Annotated in this window: 24 protein-coding genes and 1 other annotated feature; of the genes, 13 read left to right on the top strand and 11 right to left on the bottom strand. The window is 47.7% G+C overall.

Features of this window, described 5'->3' with window-relative positions; all coding sequences use genetic code 11:
* Positions 1-9 precede the first annotated feature (9 nt).
* Positions 10-1,287, top strand: a complete 1,278-nt coding sequence (locus tag IAI47_RS07110) for an FAD-binding oxidoreductase (protein WP_008926055.1) — start codon at positions 10-12, stop codon at positions 1,285-1,287.
* Between the two features lie 163 nt (positions 1,288-1,450).
* Here IAI47_RS07110 and IAI47_RS07105 read toward each other — a convergent pair whose 3' ends face one another.
* The gene (locus IAI47_RS07105; protein WP_008926057.1) at positions 1,451-2,278 is read right to left on the bottom strand and encodes an SDR family oxidoreductase; all 828 of its coding nucleotides are present in this window, start codon (positions 2,276-2,278) and stop codon (positions 1,451-1,453) included.
* A gap of 179 nt (positions 2,279-2,457) precedes the next feature.
* Here IAI47_RS07105 and hisL point away from each other — a divergent pair, with 179 nt between their 5' ends.
* The 12 genes from hisL (at position 2,458) to IAI47_RS07045 (ending at position 12,535) form a co-directional block, all read left to right on the top strand.
* Positions 2,458-2,505: a his operon leader peptide gene (hisL, locus tag IAI47_RS07100; protein WP_100396937.1), complete on the top strand. Its 48-nt coding sequence runs from the start codon at positions 2,458-2,460 to the stop codon at positions 2,503-2,505.
* Positions 2,481-2,601 (top strand) — a sequence feature (His leader region). (Overlaps the previous gene by 25 nt.)
* Before the next feature lie 45 nt (positions 2,602-2,646).
* Entirely contained in the window at positions 2,647-3,546 is a 900-nt protein-coding gene (gene hisG, locus IAI47_RS07095; protein ID WP_004571317.1) for an ATP phosphoribosyltransferase, read from the top strand.
* A 3-nt stretch (positions 3,547-3,549) separates the two neighbouring features.
* Positions 3,550-4,854, top strand: coding sequence for a histidinol dehydrogenase (gene hisD, locus IAI47_RS07090; RefSeq protein WP_008926058.1), 1,305 nt, complete (start codon positions 3,550-3,552; stop codon positions 4,852-4,854).
* Complete coding sequence (gene hisC, locus IAI47_RS07085; protein ID WP_008926059.1) at positions 4,851-5,927, top strand: histidinol-phosphate transaminase; 1,077 nt, start codon at positions 4,851-4,853, stop codon at positions 5,925-5,927. Before hisD ends, hisC begins: the two co-directional genes overlap by 4 nt.
* Positions 5,924-6,991: a bifunctional histidinol-phosphatase/imidazoleglycerol-phosphate dehydratase HisB gene (gene hisB / locus IAI47_RS07080; RefSeq protein WP_008926060.1), complete on the top strand. Its 1,068-nt coding sequence runs from the start codon at positions 5,924-5,926 to the stop codon at positions 6,989-6,991. Before hisC ends, hisB begins: the two co-directional genes overlap by 4 nt.
* Positions 6,991-7,581, top strand: a complete 591-nt coding sequence (hisH, locus tag IAI47_RS07075) for an imidazole glycerol phosphate synthase subunit HisH (RefSeq protein ID WP_008926061.1) — start codon at positions 6,991-6,993, stop codon at positions 7,579-7,581. The genes hisB and hisH overlap by 1 nt, the downstream gene beginning before the upstream one ends.
* Positions 7,581-8,318 carry a 1-(5-phosphoribosyl)-5-[(5-phosphoribosylamino)methylideneamino]imidazole-4-carboxamide isomerase gene (gene hisA, locus IAI47_RS07070; protein ID WP_008926062.1) on the top strand — a complete coding sequence of 246 codons (738 nt, stop codon included), beginning with the start codon at positions 7,581-7,583 and terminating at the stop codon, positions 8,316-8,318. The genes hisH and hisA overlap by 1 nt, the downstream gene beginning before the upstream one ends.
* On the top strand, positions 8,300-9,076 hold the full coding sequence (gene hisF, locus IAI47_RS07065; RefSeq protein ID WP_004571310.1) for an imidazole glycerol phosphate synthase subunit HisF: 777 nt from the start codon (positions 8,300-8,302) through the stop codon (positions 9,074-9,076). The genes hisA and hisF overlap by 19 nt, the downstream gene beginning before the upstream one ends.
* On the top strand, positions 9,070-9,681 hold the full coding sequence (gene hisIE, locus IAI47_RS07060; protein ID WP_004571309.1) for a bifunctional phosphoribosyl-AMP cyclohydrolase/phosphoribosyl-ATP diphosphatase HisIE: 612 nt from the start codon (positions 9,070-9,072) through the stop codon (positions 9,679-9,681). The genes hisF and hisIE overlap by 7 nt, the downstream gene beginning before the upstream one ends.
* A 114-nt stretch (positions 9,682-9,795) precedes the next feature.
* On the top strand, positions 9,796-10,272 hold the full coding sequence (locus tag IAI47_RS07055) for a YbaK/prolyl-tRNA synthetase associated domain-containing protein (RefSeq protein WP_008926063.1): 477 nt from the start codon (positions 9,796-9,798) through the stop codon (positions 10,270-10,272).
* 66 nt (positions 10,273-10,338) lie between these two features.
* Complete coding sequence (locus tag IAI47_RS07050) at positions 10,339-11,130, top strand: ABC transporter substrate-binding protein (protein ID WP_008926064.1); 792 nt, start codon at positions 10,339-10,341, stop codon at positions 11,128-11,130.
* Positions 11,131-11,236: 106 nt separating this feature from the next.
* Positions 11,237-12,535 carry a succinylglutamate desuccinylase/aspartoacylase family protein gene (locus IAI47_RS07045; RefSeq protein WP_008926065.1) on the top strand — a complete coding sequence of 433 codons (1,299 nt, stop codon included), beginning with the start codon at positions 11,237-11,239 and terminating at the stop codon, positions 12,533-12,535.
* A gap of 84 nt (positions 12,536-12,619) precedes the next feature.
* Here the strand turns inward: IAI47_RS07045 and IAI47_RS07040 are convergent, their stop codons facing one another.
* From IAI47_RS07040 to galF, 10 genes are all read right to left on the bottom strand, one after another.
* Positions 12,620-13,711 carry an acyltransferase gene (locus tag IAI47_RS07040; RefSeq protein ID WP_008926066.1) on the bottom strand — a complete coding sequence of 364 codons (1,092 nt, stop codon included), beginning with the start codon at positions 13,709-13,711 and terminating at the stop codon, positions 12,620-12,622.
* 128 nt (positions 13,712-13,839) lie between these two features.
* The gene (gndA, locus tag IAI47_RS07035) at positions 13,840-15,249 is read right to left on the bottom strand and encodes an NADP-dependent phosphogluconate dehydrogenase (protein ID WP_008926067.1); all 1,410 of its coding nucleotides are present in this window, start codon (positions 15,247-15,249) and stop codon (positions 13,840-13,842) included.
* A 97-nt stretch (positions 15,250-15,346) separates the two neighbouring features.
* Positions 15,347-17,380, bottom strand: a complete 2,034-nt coding sequence (locus IAI47_RS07030; RefSeq protein WP_008926068.1) for an HAD family hydrolase — start codon at positions 17,378-17,380, stop codon at positions 15,347-15,349.
* A 7-nt stretch (positions 17,381-17,387) separates the two neighbouring features.
* A complete protein-coding gene (locus IAI47_RS07025) occupies positions 17,388-18,578 on the bottom strand; it encodes a glycosyltransferase (RefSeq protein ID WP_008926069.1) in 1,191 nt (396 codons plus the stop codon).
* A 64-nt stretch (positions 18,579-18,642) separates the two neighbouring features.
* Positions 18,643-20,547, bottom strand: a complete 1,905-nt coding sequence (locus IAI47_RS07020) for a hypothetical protein (RefSeq protein ID WP_187961246.1) — start codon at positions 20,545-20,547, stop codon at positions 18,643-18,645.
* Between the two features lie 4 nt (positions 20,548-20,551).
* Positions 20,552-21,955: an ABC transporter ATP-binding protein gene (locus IAI47_RS07015; protein ID WP_008926071.1), complete on the bottom strand. Its 1,404-nt coding sequence runs from the start codon at positions 21,953-21,955 to the stop codon at positions 20,552-20,554.
* The gene (locus IAI47_RS07010) at positions 21,945-22,757 is read right to left on the bottom strand and encodes an ABC transporter permease (protein WP_008926072.1); all 813 of its coding nucleotides are present in this window, start codon (positions 22,755-22,757) and stop codon (positions 21,945-21,947) included. Before IAI47_RS07010 ends, IAI47_RS07015 begins: the two co-directional genes overlap by 11 nt.
* Before the next feature lie 11 nt (positions 22,758-22,768).
* Positions 22,769-23,893 carry a glycosyltransferase family 4 protein gene (locus IAI47_RS07005; RefSeq protein WP_187961245.1) on the bottom strand — a complete coding sequence of 375 codons (1,125 nt, stop codon included), beginning with the start codon at positions 23,891-23,893 and terminating at the stop codon, positions 22,769-22,771.
* Between the two features lie 277 nt (positions 23,894-24,170).
* Positions 24,171-25,184: a UDP-glucose 4-epimerase GalE gene (galE, locus tag IAI47_RS07000; protein ID WP_008926074.1), complete on the bottom strand. Its 1,014-nt coding sequence runs from the start codon at positions 25,182-25,184 to the stop codon at positions 24,171-24,173.
* Between the two features lie 42 nt (positions 25,185-25,226).
* On the bottom strand, positions 25,227-26,129 hold the full coding sequence (gene galF, locus IAI47_RS06995) for a UTP--glucose-1-phosphate uridylyltransferase GalF (protein ID WP_008926075.1): 903 nt from the start codon (positions 26,127-26,129) through the stop codon (positions 25,227-25,229).
* Positions 26,130-26,164: the final 35 nt, after the last annotated feature.

Raw genomic sequence — 26,164 nt, 5'->3', positions numbered from 1 at the left:
GAGGTTGTTATGAATTATGTGGAGAGTTATTACGTTGCGACCGCCAATACGCATGCGCCCTGGCCGACGCTGCAGGAGAGCATTCAGTGTGACGTCTGCATTATTGGCGGTGGTTTCACCGGTCTTTCGGCGGCACTGCATCTGACCGAGGTGGGTTACGACGTGGTCGTGCTGGAAGCAGCACGCGTCGGCTTTGGTGCCAGCGGTCGTAATGGCGGTCAGGTGGTGAACTCCTACAGCCGCGACGTAGATGTGATTGAACAGCGCTACGGCAAAGAGAGCGCCCGCATGCTGGGCGGCATGATGTTTGAAGGCGCTGAGATTATCCGCGACCGCATCAAGCGGTATGCAATTGAGTGTGACTACCGTCCTGGCGGCATCTTTGCGGCCCTGAATACGCGCCAGATGGCGCATCTGCAGAAACAGAAAGCGTTATGGCAGCAGTATGGCAATTACGATCTGGAGCTGCTGGACGAACGCACCATTCGCCGCGAAGTCGCCACCGAACGCTACGTCGGCGGACTGCTGGATCGGCGTGGCGGTCATCTGCATCCGCTGAACCTGGCACTGGGTGAAGCAGAAGCCATCCGGCGACATGGCGGGCGCATCTATGAACAATCTGCGGCAACCAATGTGGTTTACGGCACACCTAATCGGGTGAAAACGGCTCACGGCGAGGTGAGCGCAACGTTTGTGATCTTCGCCGGTAACGCCTATCTGTCACCGCAACTGGAGCCGCGCCTGAGCAGGAAAAGCATGCCGTGTGGATCGCAGATTGTCGCGACCGAGCCGCTGACACCCGACAAGGCGTTATCGCTGATGCCGAACAACTACTGTGTGGAAGATTGTAACTACCTGCTGGATTACTTCCGACTGACCGCAGATAACCGGCTACTTTATGGCGGCGGTGTGGTCTATGGCGCACGTGAACCGGCGGATATCGAAGCGTTAATACGACCCAAACTGGCGCGCACGTTCCCGCAGTTGCAGAATGTGAAGCTGGACTTCAGCTGGAGCGGCAATTTCCTGCTGACGCTGTCGCGCATGCCGCAGTTTGGCCGGCTGGAGAACAATGTCTATTTCATGCAGGGTGACAGCGGCCATGGTGTGACCAGCACGCATCTCTCCGGCAAGCTAATCAGCGAAGTGTTACGCGGCGACGCCGAACGGTTCGATGCTTTTGCCCGCCTGCCTCACCTGCCCTTCCCCGGCGGACGGCGGTTTAAAGTGCCGCTGACGGCGATGGGCGCAGTGTGGTACGCGCTGAGGGACCGGCTGGGAGTATGAGGTTAAGGGCCAGACTTTGCTGTCTGGCCTGCTTATTACCGGCCTGCCTGCGAGCACAATCTGCCCTGTTCTTGAACCCCTTAAGTATGTTGTAACTATATAGCACGGGCACTCATGCCATTCAGCGGGGGCATCCTGCCCCCACAATATCGTCATCAACGTATCACTCCAGTGGCATCTTCACAGGATCGTCATAGCGGTACTCAAAACCGAGTTCGCTACAGATGCGCGATCCATCAATCAGCTTGCCGCTGTCTTTTACGGCCTCTGGCGCGAACTGCGGCGGCTGCAGGCCAAGCTGGCGCGTGACGGCAGGATAAAAGGTGTCACGCGTCGGGTGTTTTGGCGCACTCAGGTTATAAATACGGCCGCCTTTGGGCAACTGCAGCAGCAGCGTAATCGCCTCGACCACATCATCCAGATGCACCAGATTCACGCCCTGCGAACCATTCGCCACATCCTGCTTACCCGCCAGGAAGCGGCCTGGATGGCGTTTTGGCCCGACCAGACCGGAAAGCCGCAGAATATCCACGCTGGTCCCAGGCAGATCGTGCAGCCAGCTTTCCAGTTTCACCAGCGTCTTTCCGGCTACCGTTTCTGCAGCCAGCGGGCTGTTTTCCCGCTTAACACCGGAGCTGCCGCCATAAACCGATGTTGAGCTGGTAAAGATGATGCGCGGCACTTTGTACACCAGCGCGGTATCGACCACATTCTGCACCGCCTGAAGATAGGCCTCGCCACCTTCTGCGGTACGGCTGGCGGGTAGCGTGACGATCAGTGCATCTACGTTGAACAGCGGCTCGATATCGGCGGCATCACAGAGCAATTCCGGCGTCAGTTCCAGCTGGAACGCCTCAATGCCGCAGCGACGAGCGGCTTCAACACCGTCTGGCGTGGTTTTGCTGCCGGTAACCTGCCAGCCTCGCGCGGTTAACGCCGTGGCCAGCGGCATACCTAACCAGCCCAGTCCCACAATCGCGACCTTCTTCATTTTGACTCCTGGCGTGAAACATCAACCCTGACTTCACCGTAGTTTGCGCCCGGATTGCAAACCAGAACAACCTGTTTCAGTGCTTTCCGAATTACCTGTTTAAAAAAGTGTTGCCAAGCGCAGCCATCTTAGTTAGGTTAAACCCCACAAATGAATACTCATTCATCGACGAGATTATTATGACACGCGTTCAGTTCAACCATCATCACCACCATCATCCTGACTAGTCTTTCAGGCGATTGGTGCTGGAAGACTTTCAAGATCTTCCAGTGGTGTGAACGCAAGAGAACCCCCGGAAGATCGTCTTCCGGGGGTTTTTTTATGGGCTGACGTAACCACACATTCAGGACAGGAAAAGGACAGGAACCATGTTAGATAACACCCGTTTACGCATAGCTATGCAGAAATCTGGCCGTTTAAGTGATGATTCACGCGAACTGCTGGCGCGCTGCGGCGTTAAAATCAACCTTCAGCAACAGCGCCTGATTGCGTTTGCGGAGAACATGCCGATCGACATCCTGCGTGTGCGCGATGACGATATCCCTGGCCTGGTGATGGATGGCGTGGTCGATTTAGGCATCATCGGTGAGAACGTGCTGGAAGAAGAACTGCTCTCACGTCGTGCTCAGGGTGAAGATCCGCGCTATTTCACGCTGCGCCGCCTGGATTTCGGCGGCTGCCGCTTGTCACTGGCGATGGCGACTGACGCCGAGTACACCGGCCCGGAATGCCTCGATAAGTCCCGCATCGCCACCTCTTATCCTCACCTGCTCAAACAATACCTCGACAAAAAAGGTGTCAGCTTCAAAACCTGTTTACTGAACGGTTCCGTGGAAGTGGCGACCCGTGCGGGTCTGGCGGATGCCATCTGCGATCTGGTCTCCACTGGTGCAACCCTGGAAGCCAACGGCCTGCGCGAAGTTGAAGTCATCTATCGTTCCAAAGCCGTATTGATTCAGCGTGACGGCGAGATGCCTGCCGCCAAGCAGGAGCTGATCGATAAGATGATGACCCGTATTCAGGGCGTGATTAAAGCGCGTGAATCGAAGTACATCATGCTGCACGCGCCGAGTGAGCGTCTGGAAGAAGTGATTAGCCTGCTGCCTGGCGCAGAGCGTCCGACCGTTCTGCCACTGGCAGGTGATGTCAGCCGCGTAGCGATGCACATGGTCAGCAGCGAAACCCTGTTCTGGGAAACGATGGAAAAACTGAAAGCACTGGGTGCCAGTTCCATTCTGGTGCTGCCTATTGAGAAGATGATGGAGTAAGCCATGGCCTTTTCTACCCCGATTGAGTGGCAGCAGTGCACCCCCGAACAGCAGCAGGCGCTGCTGTTACGTCCCGCCATCGCCGCCTCTGAAAACGTCACGCTGACGGTGCGCAACGTGCTGGAGCAGGTAAAGCTGAACGGCGATGACGCTCTGCGTGAGTTCAGCACCCGCTTTGATAAAGCGCAGGTGGAAAACCTGCGCGTGACGCCGCAGCAGATAGCAGAAGCCAGCGCCCGTTTAAGTGACAAACTGAAGCAGGCGATGGCCGTCGCGGTGGGGAATATCGAAACCTTCCACAACGCGCAGATTCTGCCGCCGGTGGATGTTGAAACACAGCCTGGCGTGCGCTGCCAGCAGATCACTCGCCCGGTGAAATCGGTCGGACTCTATATTCCTGGTGGTTCCGCCCCGCTCTTCTCTACCGTGCTGATGCTGGCGACACCTGCCCGTATCGCCGGTTGTGGCCGAGTAGTGCTCTGTTCGCCGCCGCCGATTGCCGATGAGATTCTTTATGCCGCGCAACTGTGTGGCGTAGAAGAGGTGTTCCAGGTGGGTGGCGCGCAGGCTATCGCCGCGCTGGCCTTCGGTACGGAAACCGTGCCGCGCGTCGACAAGATTTTTGGTCCTGGCAATGCCTGGGTCACAGAAGCGAAACGTCAGGTGAGTCAGCGTCTTGATGGCGCAGCGATTGATATGCCAGCCGGGCCTTCAGAAGTGCTGGTGATTGCTGATGAAGGTGCCACCCCCGCGTTTGTTGCGTCTGATCTGCTCTCACAGGCCGAACATGGCCCTGACTCGCAGGTGATTCTGCTGACGCCGTCACGTAATCTGGCCGAAGCGGTCGCGGAAGCGGTTGAGCAGCAGCTGGCGCAGTTGCCGCGTGCGGCCACGGCGCGTCAGGCGCTGGAGAGCAGCCGCCTGATCGTGGCGCGCGACCTTGAGCAATGCGTTGAGATTTCCAATGTTTACGGCCCGGAGCACCTGATTCTGCAGACCCGCCAGCCGCGCGATCTGGTGGAGTCCATCACCAGCGCCGGTTCGGTATTTTTAGGCGACTGGTCACCGGAGTCCGCAGGCGATTACGCCTCAGGCACCAATCACGTGTTACCGACCTACGGTTATACTTCGACCTGTTCCAGCCTGGGCCTGGCTGATTTTCAGAAACGCATGACGGTGCAGGAGCTGACGCCTCAGGGCTTCCTGAATCTGGCCGCGACCATTGAAACCCTGGCCGCCGCCGAGCAGCTGGATGCCCACAAAAATGCCGTCACCCTGCGCGTTGCCGCACTAAAGGAGCAAGCATGAGTCAGGATATTGAGCAGCTGGCGCGCGCCAATGTACGCGCTCTGACGCCTTATATGTCGGCGCGTCGTCTGGGTGGCAATGGCGATGTCTGGCTTAACGCCAACGAGTTTCCGTTGCCGGTGCCGTTTGAACTGTCACAGCAGACGCTGAACCGCTATCCCGAGTGTCAGCCGAAAATCGTGATTGAGCGCTATGCAGCCTACGCAGGTTTAACGCCAGAGCAGGTGCTGGTGAGCCGTGGGGCGGATGAAGCGATTGAACTGATCATGCGCGCTTTTTGTGAGCCGGGGCAGGATGCGATTCTGTTCTGTCCACCGACTTATGGCATGTACAGCGTCAGCGCCGAAACCATCGGCATTGAATACCGTACCGTCCCGGCGCTCAGCGACTGGCAGCTGAATCTTCCTGCTATCGCGGAACAGCTGGACGGCGTGAAAGTCGTTTATCTTTGCAGCCCGAACAACCCGACCGGCAACCTGATTAATCAGGATGATATCCGTCAATTGCTCACGATGACTGCCGGTAAAGCGCTGGTAGTGGCCGATGAGGCCTATATTGAATTTTGTCCTCAGGCGACGCTGACTGGCTGGCTGAAAGATTATCCGCATCTGGTGATCCTGCGTACACTCTCGAAAGCCTTTGCGCTGGCTGGCCTGCGTTGCGGCTTTGCGCTGGCCAATAAGCCCGTTATCGACCTGCTGATGAAAGTGATTGCGCCCTACCCGCTGGCCACACCGGTGGCCGATGTGGCCGGTCAGGCATTGAGTGAACAGGGTATTGCGCTGATGCGTGAACATGTTGCGGAGCTGAATGCAAACCGCAGCTGGCTTCTGGCCGAACTGCCTCAGCTGGCCTGCGTTGAGCAGGTTTTCCCCAGCGAGACTAACTATGTTCTGGCGCGCTTTACCGATTCACCAAAAGTCTTCAAAACCTTATGGGATCAGGGCATTATCCTGCGTGATCAGAACAAAAATCCGGGCCTGTCGGGATGTCTGCGCATCTCCATCGGCACGCGTGAAGAGTGCGCACGAGTGATCGCCGCGCTGCAAGCCTTTTCTGTGGAGCAAGCATGAGCCAGAAGACCCTTTTTATTGACCGCGACGGTACATTGATCTCTGAGCCGCCTGAAGATTTTCAGGTGGATCGTCTGGATAAGCTGGCATTTGAGCCAGACGTTATCCCGGCGCTGCTGGCGCTGCAGGCCGCCGGTTATCGCCTGGTGATGATTACCAACCAGGATGGTCTTGGCACCGCCCGTTTTCCGCAGGCCGATTTCGACGGTCCGCACAATCTGATGATGCAGGTTCTGACCTCGCAGGGCATCGCGTTTGATGATGTGCTGATCTGCCCGCACATGCCGGATGATCACTGCGACTGCCGCAAGCCAAAAACCAAAATGGTTGAAGCCTGGCTGGCTGAAGGTGCGCTGGATACTGCCAGCAGCTATGTGATTGGCGATCGTCTGACCGATGTGCAGCTGGCAGAGAACATGGGCATTCAGGCTATCCGCTACGGCGCTGATGGCCAGAGCTGGCAGACCATCCAGCAGCGTCTGACCCAGCGCGATCGCCATGCGCTGGTGCAACGTAACACCAAAGAAACCCAGGTGCGGGTTGAACTGTGGCTGGACCGCGAAGGCGGCAGCAAGATTAACACCGGCGTGGGTTTCTTCGACCACATGCTGGACCAGATTGCGGTGCACGGCGGCTTCCGCATGAACATCGAAGTGAAAGGCGATCTCTATATTGACGATCACCACACGGTGGAAGATACCGGTCTGGCGCTGGGCGAAGCACTGCTGAAAGCGCTGGGCGACAAACGCGGCATTGGCCGTTTTGGCTTTGTGCTGCCAATGGACGAATGCCTGGCGCGCTGCGCGCTGGATATCTCCGGCCGTCCGCACATCGAGTTTAAAGCGGAGTTCAACTATCAGCGCGTGGGCGACCTCAGCACCGAGATGGTCGAGCACTTCTTCAGCTCGCTCTCCTACGCCATGATGAGCACTCTTCATCTGAAAACCAAAGGCAAGAACGACCATCACCGCGTCGAAAGCCTGTTTAAAGCCTTTGGTCGTACGCTGCGCCAGGCGATCCGCGTTGAGGGTAATACCCTGCCGAGCTCGAAGGGAGTGCTGTGATGAACGTGGTGATCATGGATACCGGTTGCGCCAACCTTTCATCGGTGAAGTGGGCAATTGAACGTCTGGGCTATACCCCGGAAGTGAGCCGCGATCCCGATGTGGTGCTGCGCGCCGACAAACTGTTTCTGCCGGGCGTAGGCACCGCACAGGCGGCAATGAATCAGCTGGAAGAGCGTGATCTGATCGATCTGGTGAAAGCCTGTACCCAGCCGGTGCTGGGGATCTGTCTGGGTATGCAGCTACTGGGACGCGGCAGCGATGAAAACGGTGGCGTGCCGACGCTGGGCATTATCGATGAGCCGGTGTCGTTAATGGACACGCACGGCCTGCCGCTGCCGCACATGGGCTGGAACCAGATTACCGCGCAGGCGGGCAATCATCTGTTCCGCGGCATCGACGAAGGCTGCTACTTCTACTTCGTCCACAGCTATGCCATGCCGGTCAATGCCAGCACCATCGCCCAGTGTCACTACGGTGAAGCTTTCACCGCAGCGGTACAGAAAGATAACTTCTTCGGCGTCCAGTTCCACCCGGAACGCTCGGGCAAAGCCGGCGCGCAGCTGCTGAAAAACTTCCTGGAGATGTAATGATTATCCCCGCGTTAGATTTAATTGACGGCAAAGTGGTTCGTCTGCATCAGGGCGATTATGGTCAGCAGCGCGATTACGGCAGCGATCCGCTGCCACGTCTGCAGGATTACGTAAGCCAGGGCGCGACCATACTGCATCTGGTGGATTTAACCGGCGCGAAAGATCCGGCGAAACGCCAGATTGCGCTGCTGAAAACCCTGCTGGACGGCGTTGATGTGACGGTGCAGGTCGGTGGCGGCATTCGCAGTCGTGACGATGTGCACGCGCTGCTGGAAGCCGGAGCCAGTCGTGTGGTGGTCGGTTCCACCGCCGTGAAGCAGCCTGAAGAGGTAAAGCGCTGGTTTGCGGAGTTTGGCGCCGAGGCGATTGTGCTCGCGTTAGATGTCCGCATTGATGCCAGTAACCGCAAAGAAGTGGCGATCAGTGGCTGGCAGGAAGCGGCGGGCGTGACGCTGGAAGAGGTGATTACCGATTTTCAGCAGGTGGGTCTGAAGCACGTGCTGTGCACCGATATCTCTCGCGATGGCACCCTGAGCGGCTCCAACGTTGCGCTCTATCAGGAAATCACAGCGCGCTTCCCGACGATTGCTTTCCAGTCCTCGGGTGGCATTGGCGACCTCAATGATATCGCCGCCCTGCGCGGTAGCGGTGTTCAGGGCGTAATTGTCGGACGTGCGCTGCTGGAAGATAAATTCACTGTTTCGGAGGCGATTGCATGCTGGCAAAACGGATAATTCCCTGCCTGGACGTACGTGACGGCCAGGTGGTCAAAGGCGTACAGTTTCGCAATCACGAGATCATCGGCGACATCGTGCCGCTGGCGCAGCGCTACGCCGCTGAAGGTGCCGATGAACTGGTGTTCTATGACATCACCGCCTCATCTGATGGCCGCGTCGTCGACAAAAGCTGGGTGTCGCGCGTGGCTGAGGTGATTGATATTCCGTTCTGCGTAGCAGGCGGGATTAAAACCCCGGAAGACGCGGCGCGCATTCTGGAGTTTGGTGCGGATAAGATTTCGATTAACTCACCAGCGCTGGCCGATCCCTCGCTGATCACCCGCCTCGCTGACCGTTTCGGTGTTCAGTGTATTGTGGTCGGCATTGATACCTGGTTTGATGAAGCCAGCGGTAAGTATCAGGTGAATCAGTACACCGGTGACGAGGCGCGTACCCGCGTGACACAGTGGGAAACACTGGAGTGGGTGCAGGAAGTCCAGAAACTGGGCGCAGGCGAAATCGTGCTGAACATGATGAACCAGGATGGCGTGCGTAACGGCTATGACCTGGTGCAGCTGAAGAAAATGCGTGAAGTCTGCAACGTGCCCCTGATTGCCTCTGGCGGTGCAGGCACGATGCAGCACTTCCTCGACGCGTTTACTGAGGCGAATGTGGATGGTGCTTTAGCGGCCTCAGTATTCCATAAGCAGATTATTAATATTGGTGAGCTGAAAAGCTTCCTGATCGACAACGGAGTGGAGATTCGCGCGTGCTAACCGAACAACAACTGTCCCAGCTCGACTGGGACAAAACTCAGGGCATGATGCCGGTCATCGTTCAGCATAACGTCTCAGGCGAAGTGCTGATGCACGGCTACATGAACCCAGAGGCGCTGGAAAAAACGCTGGCAGAAGGTAATGTCACCTTTTTCTCCCGCACCAAAAACCGGTTGTGGACCAAAGGCGAGACCTCCGGCCATTTTCTGCAGGTCGTAAGCATTACGCCTGACTGCGACAATGACACGCTGCTGGTGCTGGCAAACCCGATTGGCCCGACCTGCCATCTGGGCACCACCAGCTGCTTCTCGCCGGCTGTGCCTGAGTGGACTTTCCTCTATCAGCTGGAAGAACTGCTGGCATCACGCAAAACGGCCGATCCTGAAAGCTCCTACACTGCCCGACTTTACGCCAGCGGCACCAAGCGCATTGCGCAGAAAGTGGGCGAAGAAGGGGTTGAGACCGCGCTGGCGGCGACCGTCAACGATCGGGATGAGCTGACCAATGAAGCGTCTGACCTGGTCTATCACCTGATGGTGTTGTTACAGGATCAGGATCTGGACTTCAGTGCCGTGATTAACAACCTGCGCGCCCGCCATAAGTAATTGTGCAATATACTGCTCAGAATTTCGTTTTTATGCGGATTCTGAGCAGAATCCTTCTCAATCCTCACCCCCATCCCACACAATAATGGCGACTCAAACCTCGGGGAGAGAACCGTGACGACCCATGAAAAATTAATCGCCCTGCTCGACCAGCACCAGGCTCGCTATCGTCTGATGGAGCATGAGGCAACAGGCAAATGTGAAGCCGTTGCGGCGATACGCGGCACCGAAATCGGCCAGGGCGCGAAAGCGCTGGTCTGTCATGTAAAAGGCAATGGCGTGAAACAGCATGTGCTGGCGGTGTTACCGGCCGATCAGCAGGCCGACCTGAGTAAAGTCGCAGCGGCGGTCGGTGGACGGCGCGCCTCACTCGCCAGCCCGGCAGAGACCGAACTGCTGACCGGTTGCGTATTCGGAGCTATTCCGCCGTTCAGCTTTCATCCTGACCTCAGACTGGTCGTTGACCCCACGCTGTTTGAACGTTTTCCGGAGATCGCGTTTAACGCCGGTCTGCTGGAGCGCTCAGTGATCCTGAACACCGAAGATTACCGGTCGCTGTGCGCGGCTGACGTCGTGAAGATAACGCAGTAATTGCCATCCCGTCAGCCCGGCGATACTCTGCATAAACATTCATCACGACAGAATAAGAGCAAAATCATGAACATTTTCACTCAACGCCTGCGCCAGACGCTGGCAGTGGCGGTTATGGCTGGCTGCGCGTTTGGCGCGCAGGCGAAAATCGAACAGGTGCGTTTCGCAGTCGACCCGACCTATCCACCGTTTGAATCGAAAACACCACAGGGCAAGCTGGTCGGCTTTGATATCGATCTGGGCAATGCGCTCTGTACCCAGATGCAGGCGAAATGCGTCTGGGTTGAGAGCCAGTTTGACGGCATGATCCCGGCGCTGAAAGCGCGTAAATTCGATGCCATTCTCTCTGACATGGGCATTACCGAAGAGCGCCTTAAACAGATCAATTTCACCGTGCCGCTCTATGACACCCACACCCAGCTAATCGCCCGTAAGGGTTCTGGCATACTGCCAACGGTTGAATCCCTGAAAGGCAAAACAGTCGGCGTGGAACAGGGAACGGTACAGGAGCGCTATGCGCTGGCGAAATGGCAGCCCCATGGTGTGACCGTGGTGCCTTATGGCGATCAGGCACAGGTTGAAAGCGATCTGGTTTCAGGACGGCTGGATGCGGTATTCACTGATGCGGCACAGGCGGCAATTGGCTTCCTGAAGCATCCGCAGGGTAAAGACTTTGAGCTGGCTGGCCCGATTATTCAGGATCCCATTATCGGCCCTGGCACAGCAATCGGCCTGCGCAAAGGCGATGAGGAGCTGAAAACGGCACTGGATAATGCCTTTGCAGAAATCAAAAAGAACGGCACGTTTGACCAGATTCAGAAGCGCTATTTCGCTACGGATATCTCTATCCAGCAGTAACCTCGCGGTCGCCCTTTTTCGTCCTCACCGCGATCCGGCACTATACTTTAACTTTTTCAGGACGGCGCGCTGTCGTCCTTTGCCGATTAAAGGACATTAACACGGTATGCATCAACAACATCATCCACTGTTAAGCGCCTCTTTAGGCACCCAGCGTGAAATCATCAGTTTTCATTTTGCTCCGGACCACGAGCGTCAGGTCTATATCCAGGCTGCACTGCATGGTGACGAACTGCCCGGTATGGCGGTGGCATGGTTTCTGAAACAAAGACTGCAGTCGCTGGAGTCCGCCGGACAGCTCAAAGCCGCGTTTACCCTGGTGCCGGTTGCTAATCCCCTGGCGCTGGGACAGCACTGGCACGGCACCCATCTGGGTCGTTTCCATACGCTCTCTGGTCAGGACTTTAATCGCCGTTTCCCGTCACTGGGTACCACGCTGGCGGCCGGACTGGCGGATAGTCTGACGCAGAGTGAATCGCAGAACCGAAGCCTGATTCGCGACGCGATCGATCGTCACTATCGCGATACCGTGCCAAAAACGGAGCTGGATGCGCAGCGTTATACGCTGATGCGAATGGCCAGCCAGACAGACCTGATGATTGACCTGCACTGTGACTGGGAAGCCGTGCCGCATCTCTACACCACGCCGCATGCCTGGCCGGACATTGAGCCGCTGGCGCGCTGGTTAGGCAGTGAAGTGCAGCTGCTGGCGCAGATCTCTGGCGGTGAACCGTTTGATGAAGCCTGCTGCGAACCCTGGCTGACGCTGGCAGAACGCTTTGGCAAAGATTACCCGATGCCGCGTGGATTACTGCCGGTGACGCTGGAGTTGCGTGGCGTGCGTGATGTGTCGCCTGAACAGGCGGAGAAAGATGCAGATGCGATTATTTCGGCACTGCAGGAAGGCGGTTATATCGGCTACAGCGAGCCATCAATTTCCGTGGAAGTGGCTGCACCTGTAATCGGTGGCGATGAACTGGTTCCGGCAAGCGCGGGCGGTGACGATATCGTGGCAATCAATGACGGACCGATTGGTTTAAACGTGCCTGACGTTGCTGAAGCGCCGAGAGAGACTGGCGTGATCAAAGAACGTCACAGCGAAGGATCGGCGGCGGCCTCCCCTGCCCTGAAAAATCTTCCTACGCCGTTAGCAGGTTGCGAATATATTCATTCGCCTGTGTCAGGTCTGATTCTGCATCGTAAACCGCTGGGCGCACAGATTCGGCCAGGAGAAGTGGTCGCGGAGATTGTCGATCCGATTACTGACCATATCACGCCACTGGTGGCAGAGCATGGCGGTATCCTCTATGCGAGGCACTGGGTAAGGTTTGCGACGGCAGGCATGCTGGTGGTGCGGCTGGCGGGTGAGAAGGAGATTCGTAGCGGGGATTTACTGGTGGGGTAATAATTAAGCATCCAAATAAAATTAAAATTAGCAAATATAAAAAAGGGCCATAGCCCTTTTTATCCTAGAAGAACAGATCAGTTGCTAAGTTTTGACGTTTACGGTTTTATAAGCGCCAATTGTAATCCAAAACCTTTTCAACTGTTTTTGTACAAGTGGATCAAGATACTTAACAAAAACATATGCAATTAAAAAAACCAGAACAACAGAAATTAAAGCCATGGAATAATAACCAATATATTCTTTAGATAAAGGATATTTACCCCACCACCTTCGTTCAAAGATAGCGTGTGACCAAAAACCTAAATCTGCGTGGAGCAAATATAAAGGATAAGTCATTGCACCCAAAAACTTTACAGCAGGATAATATGTACCTAAAGAACTAATGTTTGAGCCTATCCATACCATAACGATCAAGAAGAAACATGTAAAAAGAATTGAGGCATGATCAAAATGCACGCCAAAACTGTCAATCCATAGTTGATTCTTAAGCATGTTATTATAAATAAGAACACTTGAAAGCAACATAATTAACATATGAACAGGATTAATGTTTGATGTTCTAACTTCAAAAAGCATAACCCCTAAAATAAAATGACCGGCATATTGAGTAATTAAAATATTTGAAATTATTGTGTTTTTTAAAATAAAGCAATTTAGAAAGGAAATAAAAAGCCAAAAAAAACAAATCGATATTCTTTTCTCATCCCATAATTTCAAGCTCATTAATATTGCCACTAAAATATAAAATGTTACTTCGATGGCTATGGTCCAGTAAACCGCACTAAAATACTCTTTTCCAAATAGTCTCGGAAAAAAAGACAAACTATATAATAGTGAAACGAGTCTCTCTTTAGCATCAATCATCGGCAGACTTATACTAAAGAAAAATAAAATAAATGCACAAGCAATAAATAGCGGGACAATTCTGTTAAATCGCGCTATCAGAAAATCCTTGGCAGTCCGATTTTCTGAAGAAAGTGTTATTACAAAACCACTAATCAAGAAAAAGAGGTCAACTCCATATTCTCCAAAAGAAAAAGCCTCTACCATATAAATTCTGGGTATGTATCCCTGCAATGGAGCAATGAATAAATAGTGATAAAACATTACCATAAGGAAAGCTATAAATCTTAAACCATCTAAAGCCTCTATTCTATGCTTAGTATTTTTCATAAGTGATACAGAAATAGGATACGTTTTAAAAATATAAATTATATTAATAGTTATGTAAAGCAACTAATGGAATAAAAAACCCGCGTAAGAGTACACGGGTTTGCTAGAACCAAAGACTAATTATTAGGTTAATCTAACCACTCGGTGTGGAACACGCCATCTTTATCAATGCGCTTATAGGTATGCGCACCAAAGTAGTCACGCTGCGCCTGAATCAGGTTGGCAGGCAGCACTTCTGAACGGTAGCTATCGTAGTAAGCAATCGCCGCAGAGAAGGTTGGCGTCGGGATGCCGTTCTGAATCGCGTAAGAAACTACATCACGCAGCGCCTGCTGATACTGATCCGCGATATCTTTGAAGTATGGCGCCAGCAACAGGTTAGCGATGCCTGCATCTGCTTCATAAGCATCAGTGATTTTCTGCAGGAACTGAGCACGGATGATGCAACCCGCGCGGAAGATCTTAGCGATTTCACCGTAGTGCAGGTCCCAGTTGTTCTCTTCTGACGCAGCACGCAGCTGTGAGAAGCCCTGCGCATAAGAGACAATTTTACCCAGGTACAATGCACGACGAACTTTCTTGATGAACTCTGCTTTGTCACCCGTGAAAGCTTTAGCTTGTGGACCGCTCAGTACTTTAGAGGCCGCAACACGCTGCGTTTTCAGTGACGAAAGGTAACGGGCAAAGACAGACTCGGTGATCAGTGACAGAGGTTCGCCAAGATCCAGTGAGCTCTGGCTGGTCCATTTACCGGTGCCTTTGTTCGCTGCTTCATCCAGAATCACATCAACCAGGTATTTACCTTCTTCGTCTTTCTTAGTGAAGATATCTTTGGTGATGTCGATCAGGTAGCTGCTCAGCTCGCCGTTGTTCCACTCGGTGAAGGTTTCAGCCAGCTCTTCGTTGTTCAGGCCCAGAGCGCCTTTCAGCAGAGCATAAGCTTCTGCGATCAGCTGCATGTCGCCATACTCTATGCCGTTGTGAACCATCTTCACATAGTGACCCGCGCCGTCCGGACCGATGTAAGCCACACAGGCTTCGCCATCTTCAGCACGTGCCGCAATCTTATCCAGAATCGGTGCAACCAGCTCGTATGCTTCTTTCTGACCGCCAGGCATGATGGATGGGCCTTTCAGTGCGCCCTCTTCACCGCCGGAAACGCCAGTGCCGATGAAGTTGAAGCCCTGATCAGAAAGCTCTTTGTTACGACGAATGGTGTCTTTATAGAAGGTGTTACCGCCATCGATCAGGATGTCGCCTTTATCCAGGTGTGGAGTCAGTGAGGCGATAGTCTTATCGGTCGCTTCACCTGCCTGAACCATCAGCAGGATACGACGAGGTTTTTCCAGCGATTCGACAAACTCTTCAACGGTGTAAAAAGGAGCAAGCTTCTTGCCCTGGTTCTCAGCGATGACTTCATCAGTCTTTTCGCGTGAACGGTTGAAGATAGAAACAGTGTAACCGCGGCTCTCAATGTTAAGAGCTAGGTTGCGGCCCATCACTGCCATACCTACAACGCCGATCTGTTGCTTGGACATTATTTACTCCTGTCTAATGAATCATACATATATCTTTAACATTTAGTCAATTAAATCTCAATGGGCAACTTGTAAATATTTAATTAAACTAAAATAACTAACGCCGCTTAACCTTTCTCTTATAAAAAACCGCGAGATCGATTATGGATGCCAGCACATGGCGATGAATAAAGGTTAAATCTCTTCTCCTTCTAATTCCATCACTCCATTGATTGGCTATAATAAAATCTATCAATTCTCGACGCTTATTCCAGTCGAAAACGGATCTGAAAATATCCTTTAAGGTAGGAGTGTGATTTTTTGATACATAACCTCCTAAACCAAATGTTTCATTATGGTTGAGATTACTAAATGCATTATTTAGGGATTCATTAACCCCAGTAATTAAATCGCCCCATATTTTTAAGGAGACAGGCTTTAAATCATCACTAGTTATGAGATAGAGAGAAGTACCACTGACCCACTTTTTAAGTGCAAACAGAATACCATTCTGAAAATCTTGAGTAAAAGAAATCCAGGCTTTATTTTCCCCTTCATCGATTTTCCTGACAGCTTTGATGCTCTCCCCGATTCTCTCGTAGCCTACTACGCTACCTGAAGGAGAGTTAGTGATCATTTCAATAGGCGCAACAGAATCTAAATAATGAGGCAGATCTTGAGAGATATTTAAATCAGGCCCATAGGCATATTTTCTGCTATTATCAGGTTGTGGATTCAGGAATTTTGCCAGTCCTAAATAGATACCATGAAAATTAACTTCGGGCAGACATAGTGCTATATTATCCTGAATTGTCCCTCGCCAGCCGACATCGACAACGCAGACATTTTCAGAGGCATTATCAAGCCCTTTTATTTTTAAATAAGAGGTCAGCAACTCTCTTTTTTCATCGCGATGGGCTGTAAGAATTTTAATAAAATTCACATCAGAAAACAATGCCTGAACTCTGGAGTCTTGCCATGGATACCTTATGACTTCTTCAGCCGGGATTTGATACTTATAAAGTAATGAATTTAGTTTTCCCTTGTCAATGTCCAGCGTTTTGAAAAATGCATCCATTGACTGCGAAGAATAAAGATTCCATATCCTCATCATTTCTAGGGTAGAAACTTCATTAATTGATGCAGCAAAAGTAGCAAGTCGACTCACTTCAAGAATATTGAATTCTGGAAATTTTATGTCTGGAAGGTTACTTTTCAGACTTGATAAAAGTAAATTAAAAGCCTTAATGAAAAACTCACCTTCACGAGTAAAGAAGTAAATTTTTTTACAGTCAAACTCAATTGCTTTTTCAAGTATAAATAACGAATAGCCAACTATAAAGGGAGATACATTGACCCCATGTCGAAAGTTTTCATTATCTTTTACATGAGATTTATATTCTTCAGGAATCGAATTCAGAACACTATTAATTTCATTTTGAAAAAGCTTACCTTTATCATGGAAAAGTAACTCAAGTTCCATTCTCTCATTATGCGCTTCCTTTGGAACATAATGAATGCAGTTAATCCCTCTTTTACCTGGCTGGCTTACATCAGACCACTCATTATCGCCAATATGTAACCATTCGGATGGCTTTATGTCTAGTTTATCTTTAACATAGTCAAAGAGCCTGCCAGACCTTTTATTAAGCTTGATATCAGCAGAAGAAATGCCATCTGGAACATAAGCATCAAGACCATTTTTAGCTATCAACTTTCTTAAGCGGTCTTTTGACATATAAAAATCAGAAAGGAATAAAGTCTGTTGTGATGGGTTATTATTTAATAGTTCAACAATTTTCGCATCAGCAGATGTGAGGGCCATTTCCAGACCGAATTCATATTTGCAAAGTTCATCGGCAGCAACCTTTAAATCTTCTTCCGTATATCCTTTTATGAAAAACTCACACCACGTATAAATTACACTTTCAAACAAATATTCATCATCATATCCACTAGCAGTGGTTTCACGCCCGATATCTCTTTCAATTTCAACTCGTTTATCAAAAAGAGTTTTTATATTTTTAATACCATGAAATTTGAAAAACTTAAAATAAAAATATTTTGCAGTAGCATATTTGATAGTATCAGGATGGCATTTTCTTCTTAAAAGAGTATCCCAGACATCCACTGTTTTTAGTTTAAATTTCATTATGAAATTACCTTTTAACAATTCGGTATATTTTTTTTAATGGGCCTTGCAGTCCTAAAGGCAGCAGCATTGCCAATTTTCGCAATCTGGAAGGTGATACTATATGCAACGCTGCAAGCGTAGCTTGCCTCGTAATGGCAGCCTCAATCAACTGTCCTTGGTACATCTTCTCTGGGGGCCTGGAGTCAGGTACTCCCCCTTTTAAAAATTTCTCAAGAGCACAGGAAAATTGCTCTGTCTCAACAGACAGGTTTCGCGATTCCATGAAATCTATACCGGCTTGTGACATGTCATTACAACGAGCAGGGTCATTCAATAACTGAATAAGGGCTTCTGCAAGACTCTCAGGCGTCTGCTTAGCTAATAATGTGGCTGAGTCTGGCAAGTCGTAGAAATTATTTTCTCGCCATAATTCAACCACAGGTAAGCCTGATGCCATCATTTCAAACGGTATTCGAGAAGGATTGGAGGAACTAAGGCACAGACCTACCGTGCATTTATTATATAATTCATTACATTCATTGAGATTGATTAATCCAAGATTCTCATGTTCAAACCAAACATTCTCTTTAGCTTCGGAACCATAAAGATATATTTTTACATCTGGAATTCTATGTTTAACTATCCCAAGTGCTTCAAGCCCTATTCTTGAACAACGGCGAGGCTTATCAGGCTGATAAATAAAACATATAGCCTTTTCTTTCACTATGAGTGCATCTTTTTTATAGATGTCATGATTTGCACCAAACTCAAAATGGTAGCCTGCTACATTGAAACGCTCCCAAAGAGTATGTTTCAGCCAGCGGCCAATCGTTATAGGTGTAAGACCATACTGATAAGAATTTTCAGCCATAAGATATGCATCACCCATTGGATTAAACCAGGCTTCATAATCTTGAACCAAATAAGCTTTCTTGCATTCAAATGGAAGAGATGCCACAAAAGCGGCCGAGTACCAGACTGTCGCTATCGCCACATCGGATACAAGAGCATTTTTCCATCCATAGACAACGTGGCTAAACTTCATATTAAAAAGAGAAAGTATTTTATCTGCAGGGTTTCCTATACCATGTTCATCTTCTAGATATATGGTGCATTTATGACCCTTACTTTCAAGGTAATGTGCATGCTGCAGAATAGTACGATGCCCGCCCGAGCCTTTTATCAAGCTAGGTATAAACCAAGAGATGGTCGACATAATCAATTAAAGACCTAATAATGATGTAAAATAAGAAAAGCAAACGGATGCCCTTCGTCGTCATTTAAATTAAATTTTTAAGCTCAGAAATTGTGTTATCTCTTTCAATAATCATCTTTTCCATTTCTTGCATAGCCTCCCATCGTTCTTCAATGAGCCTTTGCTGTGCATGTATTACTAATTCAAGTTCATTAATACCGTTCATGCGCTCTTCAAGCATACCTCCCTGTGTTGATATAGTGTTATCTCTTTCTTTAATCATACTATTCATGTTTTTAATAGCATCCATGCGTTCTTTAAGTAAGATTGACCAGACATTACTGTTTAAAGATGGTATTAGATTATCATGAAAGCCTAAATGATTTTTCAAATAAATGATCTTTATCATCCAGTCAATTATGTCATGGTATATGAACAGAGTGAATACAAGGGGTTTTTCTTTCTTCCCTAAAAGCTCTTCATACGATACATTCAAAATATCTATGCCTTTTTCAAGCCCCTCTGAAAGGTAGTTAATGCTACTTATTTTATCCCCAGACATATAAAGTATCATAGCAATATTGTAATACGCCTGAAGAACTTTAGTTCCTATAGTTGGACTAAATTTATTAAAAGGATAGCTAATCGCCTTAAGATATAACTTCAAAGCTTCATTTTTTTTATTGTTTAACTTTAAAAGTTCTGCACCTAACACTGAGAGAGATATCAGCCATCTCATTTGATGAGCAGATTTCTTTTTTATCTTATCAACATCATGTACATAATGAATAACTTTATCAATAATAAAAGGTATATTTTGTTCGTCTGAAAAAGATTGATAACCGAGAATCGCTATAGCCGCAGCAAAATCAGGTAGCGTATCGTCATATTCTTTGAGGATTTTCTCAGCATATCTTTTAAGTGCAAATTTATTTTTATTTCGTGTTGGAAATTCTACCATTGCTTTAAGGAGCCAAGGATTATGATAATCTCTTTGAAACATAATTAAGTTCATTGGGGGTGAACTATATAAGTATGTTTTTTCTATATATTCAAATTTATCAATATCATTTAGTGGATCTTTCATTACAACGAAATAGCCATCAAGATCATTTTGAATGATATCGCAACCGCAAAAATTATTTGAAATCAGGCGTTCATTATTGGTATATGCAACTTCAACTTCAAAGCGGTTACCAGGTCTTAAATCTTGAAAACTGTCTGAGCTAAATATAATACGACCGCCAGGACTTAAATTTTCAGAATATTTAATTAACGCGTCCAGATTTGTTATTTCACTTGTGCCACTTAGTATAAAAATACAATCAAAATATTTCTTTTTCCCTCTTCCAATCCGTTCATTAACATCATTAATAAAACGAACCCCCTTAAAAAATGACTGGTCGTTTTTAAATTTTTTTATATCCCTAATTATAGAAGTTTGCGATATTAAATCAGAAAAATAATCGCAATTCTCGTATATTACTCCTACAGTTTCATTTGGTCTGACATACTGGGTAAGCTCGCGAAGAGAGTTTTCTTTTTTTATTGCACCATCATGATAGGGTGCCAGAGTTACAGATATTAATGGAATGCATGACTGAGCAGCAGGATATATTGCAAGCAAATCAGTAGTAATAATGTCATGTTTAAATCCATAATTTTTTATTATTGATTGAAACTCAACTGATTGTGATAGCTTCTGCGTTCCTTCATCTATGTTGACTAAAATCTTCTTATAATGATTGTAACATCGAAAATGATTTTCAATGAAATCATTGAATCCTATGTTATCATTTGAGGTTCTAAAGTTAATTATCAGGTAATCATAGTTATTGTCTGCATCAAAAGCTACAGCTTTTTTACAATCCTGGATATCAAATACAGTGTAACCAGCTGACAAAAAATAACTCGAGAATTCACTGCTGCAATTAATTAATACGTAACTACCAACACCATATATTTTATCAATGAATTCAGGGTTCAACATTTCATCACCACTTAGCAATCATTTTCAAATCAGCTATGCCGCCAAAGAAGTAGATATCTCTTAACACGTGAACATGGAAAAAGGCGGCTTCATCTCGCCAATGCAATATGCGTTGTGAAAAATAATCTGGTGTTTCTTCATAACTTACAGACGCCTGAATTTCATATAAGTTGCTACCCAGCGTGCACTCAAACTCAAGGTCGACGAAACCTTTGTAACCATTCTCGAATTTTTTCTGCCAGAATAATTCATCTTTAACACCTGAGCTAATTTTATACATATCTTGGTTTAGGGTACCCCAGGAATATATTTTTACCCCTTCCTTATTTCTAATTCGTATACCAATGTTAAGTTTATCGGTAGGTTGATAAACGGAGAAATGAACTCTTATCGTTATTTTTTCCCCCGGATTAAAGACATTGCTTACTTCATTTTGTGTATTAAATAATTCCACTCCATCTACAACAGCTTCGCCTTCACCAAAAGAAAGTTTATCAGATCGTAATAGATCAGACGTTACTGACGCATTTCCTGTGTCAGTATTTTGTAATTCCGTATTACCAGTAACGATTGTGGTAGATTCAGCATCAGACTTCGTTCTTTCTGCAATATCATTAGCAAGATTCGAGTAAAATTTATTTTCTTCATCATGAAGCAATCTTCTGTACTCCAACAGTACTTCGGAAGACAATCCCGTCATGATTTGATTTCCACGATCTAATAGAACTGATTTGTTTGTAAGTGTTCTAACAGATTCTTGGTCATGTGATACAAAAAGCAGTGTGACACCATTACTAGTAAGTTTTTCTATCTGTCGAAAACAACGTTTTTGAAATAATGCATCTCCAACAGCCAGTGCCTCATCAACGATGAGTATGTCAGGTTCGAGTTGAACTTGGACTGCAAAAGCAAGCCTTACCATCATGCCACTTGAATATGTTTTAACAGGTTGCTCCAGATGTGTGCCAATATCAGCAAAACCTGCAATAGCATCAAATTTATTATCAATATCACTTTTTGTAAGACCAAGTACTGCTCCATTGAGATATATGTTCTCCCTTCCTGTAAATTCAGGGTTAAAACCAGATCCCAACTCCAGTAATGCAGCTATACGTCCTTGAGTTGAAACAGTCCCACTTGTTGGTGTTAAAGTTCCGGTTATTATCTGTAATAGCGTACTTTTACCTGAACCATTACGACCAATAATACCAGCCGACTCACCTTTTTTTATTTCAAAGTTTATATCTTTAAGAGCCCAGAATTCATTGTAAAAGTTCTCGCTTGCATGCCCAAAAATACTTCTAAACTTTGGGTAAATAAACTGCTTTAAGCGGTCACGTGGATTGTCATATATTTGATAGCATTTACTTACATTATCAACAATTATTGCACTTTCATTAAAGGACATCTGCAAACCCTTTTCTTACTTTCTGGAAGAATGAATATCCAACTACACAAATAAGGCCACCAATAACTAAATTTATTACCAGCATTAACCAGTCAGGACTAACTCCCCAAAAAACTACTTTTCGCGCTTCTTCAATCATGAATGCAAGTGGATTTAACATGATCACTTTTTGAAATGTAACTGGCAACGCCGAAATCGGATAGAAAACGGGTGACATGAACATTAACACACTAATAATAATTCCAATTGTTTGTGCTATATCACGCACAAACACACCCAGTGCAGATAGGATCCAACTCAGCCCTAATATGGCAAGCATCAATGGTAAAACGATAATAGGAAGCAAAAGCAAAGTCAGATGAATATGTTGTTTGAAAACTAAGATAGCTAATAAAAGCACAAAAAAGCTCACTAGCGCATGAAACATAGCTGCAAAAAAATTTATAAAAGCCAGAACCTCAAGAGGGAAGACTACCTTTTTGACATAATTTACATTAGATGTAATTAAGCTCGGGGCTCGTCCAATACATTCAGAAAATAAATTAAAAATAATCAATCCAATAAATAAAACAATGGCAAAGTCTGTTTTACCTGCATTCGGGTCACTGCCCCACCTCGTTTTAAATACAACGGAAAATACAAATGTGTACACAACGAGCATCATTAAAGGATTAAACAAAGACCATGCTAATCCAAAAAATGAACCTTTGTATCTACCCATTACCTCTCTTTTAGACATTTGCCAAATAAGCCCTCTATTTTTCTGAAAGCTTTTAAACATGTTTTTAGTAGCAGATAACATTTTCGTTCCTGTCAATCGTGTAAATTATTACTTATTGCAAAGTTATAAACTTCAACCGTTTTACTAATAATTACTTCTTTTGAAAATTTATTCTTTATTTTTTCAGAAGAAATAATACCATATGCTTTACGTAAGTCTGGATTACTGGATAAAAGTGATAAACTATTGCTTAATTCATTAACAGAATGCTCTGCGAGAATCATGCCATTAACTCTATTCTCAATAATACTTCGACAACCTGGCATATTACCAACAATACAGGCTCTTCCAATTGCACATGCTTCTAATATAATACGTGGTATGCCTTCAGCATATTTAGTTGGAAGCACCATAATGTTACACTCTTTTAGAAGAGCATCTACATCATTCCTCGTACCCAACCACTCTATGAGACCTTCATTTTGCCATTCTTTTATTTGTTGCATGGAGATACGATCAGGGTCTTTTTCGTCAACAATGCCTGCAACATATAAAATTATATCTAAACCCTCTGCTTTTAACTTTCTAATACTTTCAACTAGAATTTCCAACCCTTTAGATTTTAGTAATCTACTGGCAAAAAGGACTTTAATACTCTCGGTTTGTATTTCTGGAGTATATGGGAACTTTTCAACATCTATACCTGCACCATCAATTACATGTAAATTACAGGAATCAATAACAACCATGTTTTCTAAAACACGCTTATCCGACTCATGTTCAAAGATCAATTGCACTCTTTTATTTTTGTAAATAACTATTCTGTATAATAAGGTTGCAACCTTTTTTAATAAATTCTCCCTTAAAAATACTCTTCCCAACCCAACCACGCTTATTATTTGTGGAATAGATTTAAATCTTGCAACCATACCCCCAATTATGTTGGGCTTTATTGTTATGGTATGAATCAAATCTGGCTTTATTTTATTAAAAAGCTTAAAAAAAGAGATGAGATTTATTACATTACTGAAAGGATTAATCGAAAATCTATCTATTTCGATGTGCCAGCAATGAATGCCAATATACTGCAGTCTCTTTTTTACTAATTCGTCATTAAAACAGGTTATAAGATGGACATCATAACCATCATTTACAAGTTTGCTTACACGGTCCAACCAGTGAAGCTCAAAATACCAGTCCGTGTTTACAAAATACATAATTCTCATTAAAGCCTCAGTTCATCAATGCTTTGGAACACGCTACCGCCCCTGGCTTAAGCTACCAAATCGCTATCATTCAACCCAGCGTTTAAATTTTAGCCAAAAATCCTCTTGTAGACCGGTTACTTGGAGACTTGTGATAACATTACTATTTTTGACAAATCCTAACATCGACCATAAGTAGGTTAAAGCGATAAATTATTCATAATCTTCCCGTTTCAAAAATGCAAAAAGCCTGTCACTTGACAGGCTTTTACTTTTGTTCAATAAGAGATTATTCAAACCCATCCGGGTTCTTACTCTGCCAGTTCCACGTATCGCGCATCATCTCATCGATGCCGCGCGTTACGCGCCAGTCGAGCGTACTGTTCGCCAGTGAAGCATCGGCCCAGAATGCAGGCAAATCGCCGTCACGGCGTGGTTTGATCTCAAACGGAATCGCTTTACCAGACGCCTTCTCAAACGCCTTGATCATCTCAAGTACAGAGAAGCCTTTGCCACCGCCCAGGTTAAAGGCGGTGTAGCCTTCCACTTTGTTGAGGTGGTCCAGCGCTTTCAGGTGCCCTTCTGCCAGGTCTACCACGTGGATATAGTCACGCAGACAGGTACCGTCTGGCGTATCGTAATCACCGCCAAACACGCCCAGCTTCTCCAGACGGCCAATGGCAACCTGCGCGATGTATGGCAGCAGATTGTTCGGGATACCCGTCGGGTCTTCACCGATTTCGCCAGACTCATGCGCGCCAACCGGGTTGAAGTAACGCAGGGCAATGGCCTTGAACTTCGGCTCTGCTTTAGCAAAGTCGCGCATCACGAACTCTGTCATCAGCTTAGAGGTGCCGTAAGGACTGGTGGTGCCGCCAATCGGGGTGGTCTCAACGTATGGAACCGGTGCATCTGCGCCATAGACGGTCGCTGATGAGCTGAAGATGAAGTTCCAGACGCCGGCGTTGCGCATCTCTTCCAGCAGCACCACGGTGCCTGCTACGTTGTTCTCGTAGTATTCCAGCGGCATGCGGGTTGATTCACCCACTGCTTTAAGGGCTGCGAAGTGGATGACGGCTGAAATGCTGTTTGACGCGAACAGATCACGCAAGCAGGCACGGTCACGGATATCGCCTTCAACGAAGGTCGCTTTTTTACCCGCCAGTTTCTCAACGCGGTTAATCGCTTCGCGAGAGGCATTGCAGAGGTTATCCAGAACCACAACATCATCACCGCGCTGCAACAGCGCCAGTACGGTATGGGAGCCGATATACCCTGCTCCGCCCGTTACTAAAATTGCCATGTGAGCTCCTTTCAATCTGCCGCGCAGAACGCGGCGAATTTATTACTTTTGTTTTGCGAGGATGGTCTGGATAGCTTCGCGGAACTCACGACCCTGCGCGTTACTGCGCAGTCCGTAAGAGACAAACGCCTGCATGTATCCAAGTTTACGACCGCAGTCGAAACTGTGACCGGTCAGCAGCGAAACATCAACGGTTTTGTTTTTGCTCAGGCTCGCAATCGCATCGGTCAGCTGAATACGACCCCATGCGCCTGGCTCAGTGCGCTCCAGTTCCGCCCAGATATCAGCAGAAAGAACATAGCGACCAACCGCAGCCAGGTCAGAGCTCAGTCCTGCAGTATCTTCTGGCTTCTCAACGAAATCGGTGATGGTGCTGATGTCACCTGGGTGTTCAATCGGCTCTGCAGTGGTGATCACCGAGTACTCAGTCAGATCGGACGCTGGCATATGCTGCGCCAGGACCTGGCTGTGGCCGGTCTCTTCGAAACGGGCAACCATTGCAGCCAGGTTATAACGCATGTGGTCCGCGGTAGAATCATCCAGCAGGACGTCTGGCAGCACCACCACGAACGGGTTATCACCGATCATTGGACGGGCACAGAGAATGGAGTGACCCAGGCCCAGTGGCTGTGCCTGACGCACGTTCATGATCGTTACGCCTGGCGGGCAGATAGACTGCACTTCGCTCAGTAGCTGACGCTTAACGCGTGCTTCGAGCAGTGCTTCCAGCTCGTAAGTGGTGTCGAAGTGGTTTTCTACTGCATTTTTAGATGCATGCGTGACCAGCACAATCTCTTTAATACCCGCGGCAACACACTCGTCAATGATGTACTGGATCATCGGTTTGTCGACGACAGGCAGCATCTCTTTCGGAATGGCTTTAGTCGCAGGGAGCATATGCATACCGAGGCCCGCAACGGGGATTACTGCTTTAAGCTTGGTCATATTTATTCCGTTTAATAAAATGAAGATGTGGGTCG

The sequence above is a fragment of the Pantoea sp. MT58 genome (assembly GCF_014495885.1).
In the GTDB taxonomy this organism is placed as follows: domain Bacteria; phylum Pseudomonadota; class Gammaproteobacteria; order Enterobacterales; family Enterobacteriaceae; genus Pantoea; species Pantoea eucalypti.
Note: the sequence above shows the minus strand (reverse complement) of the source record. Positions and strands in the feature narration are given on the sequence as shown.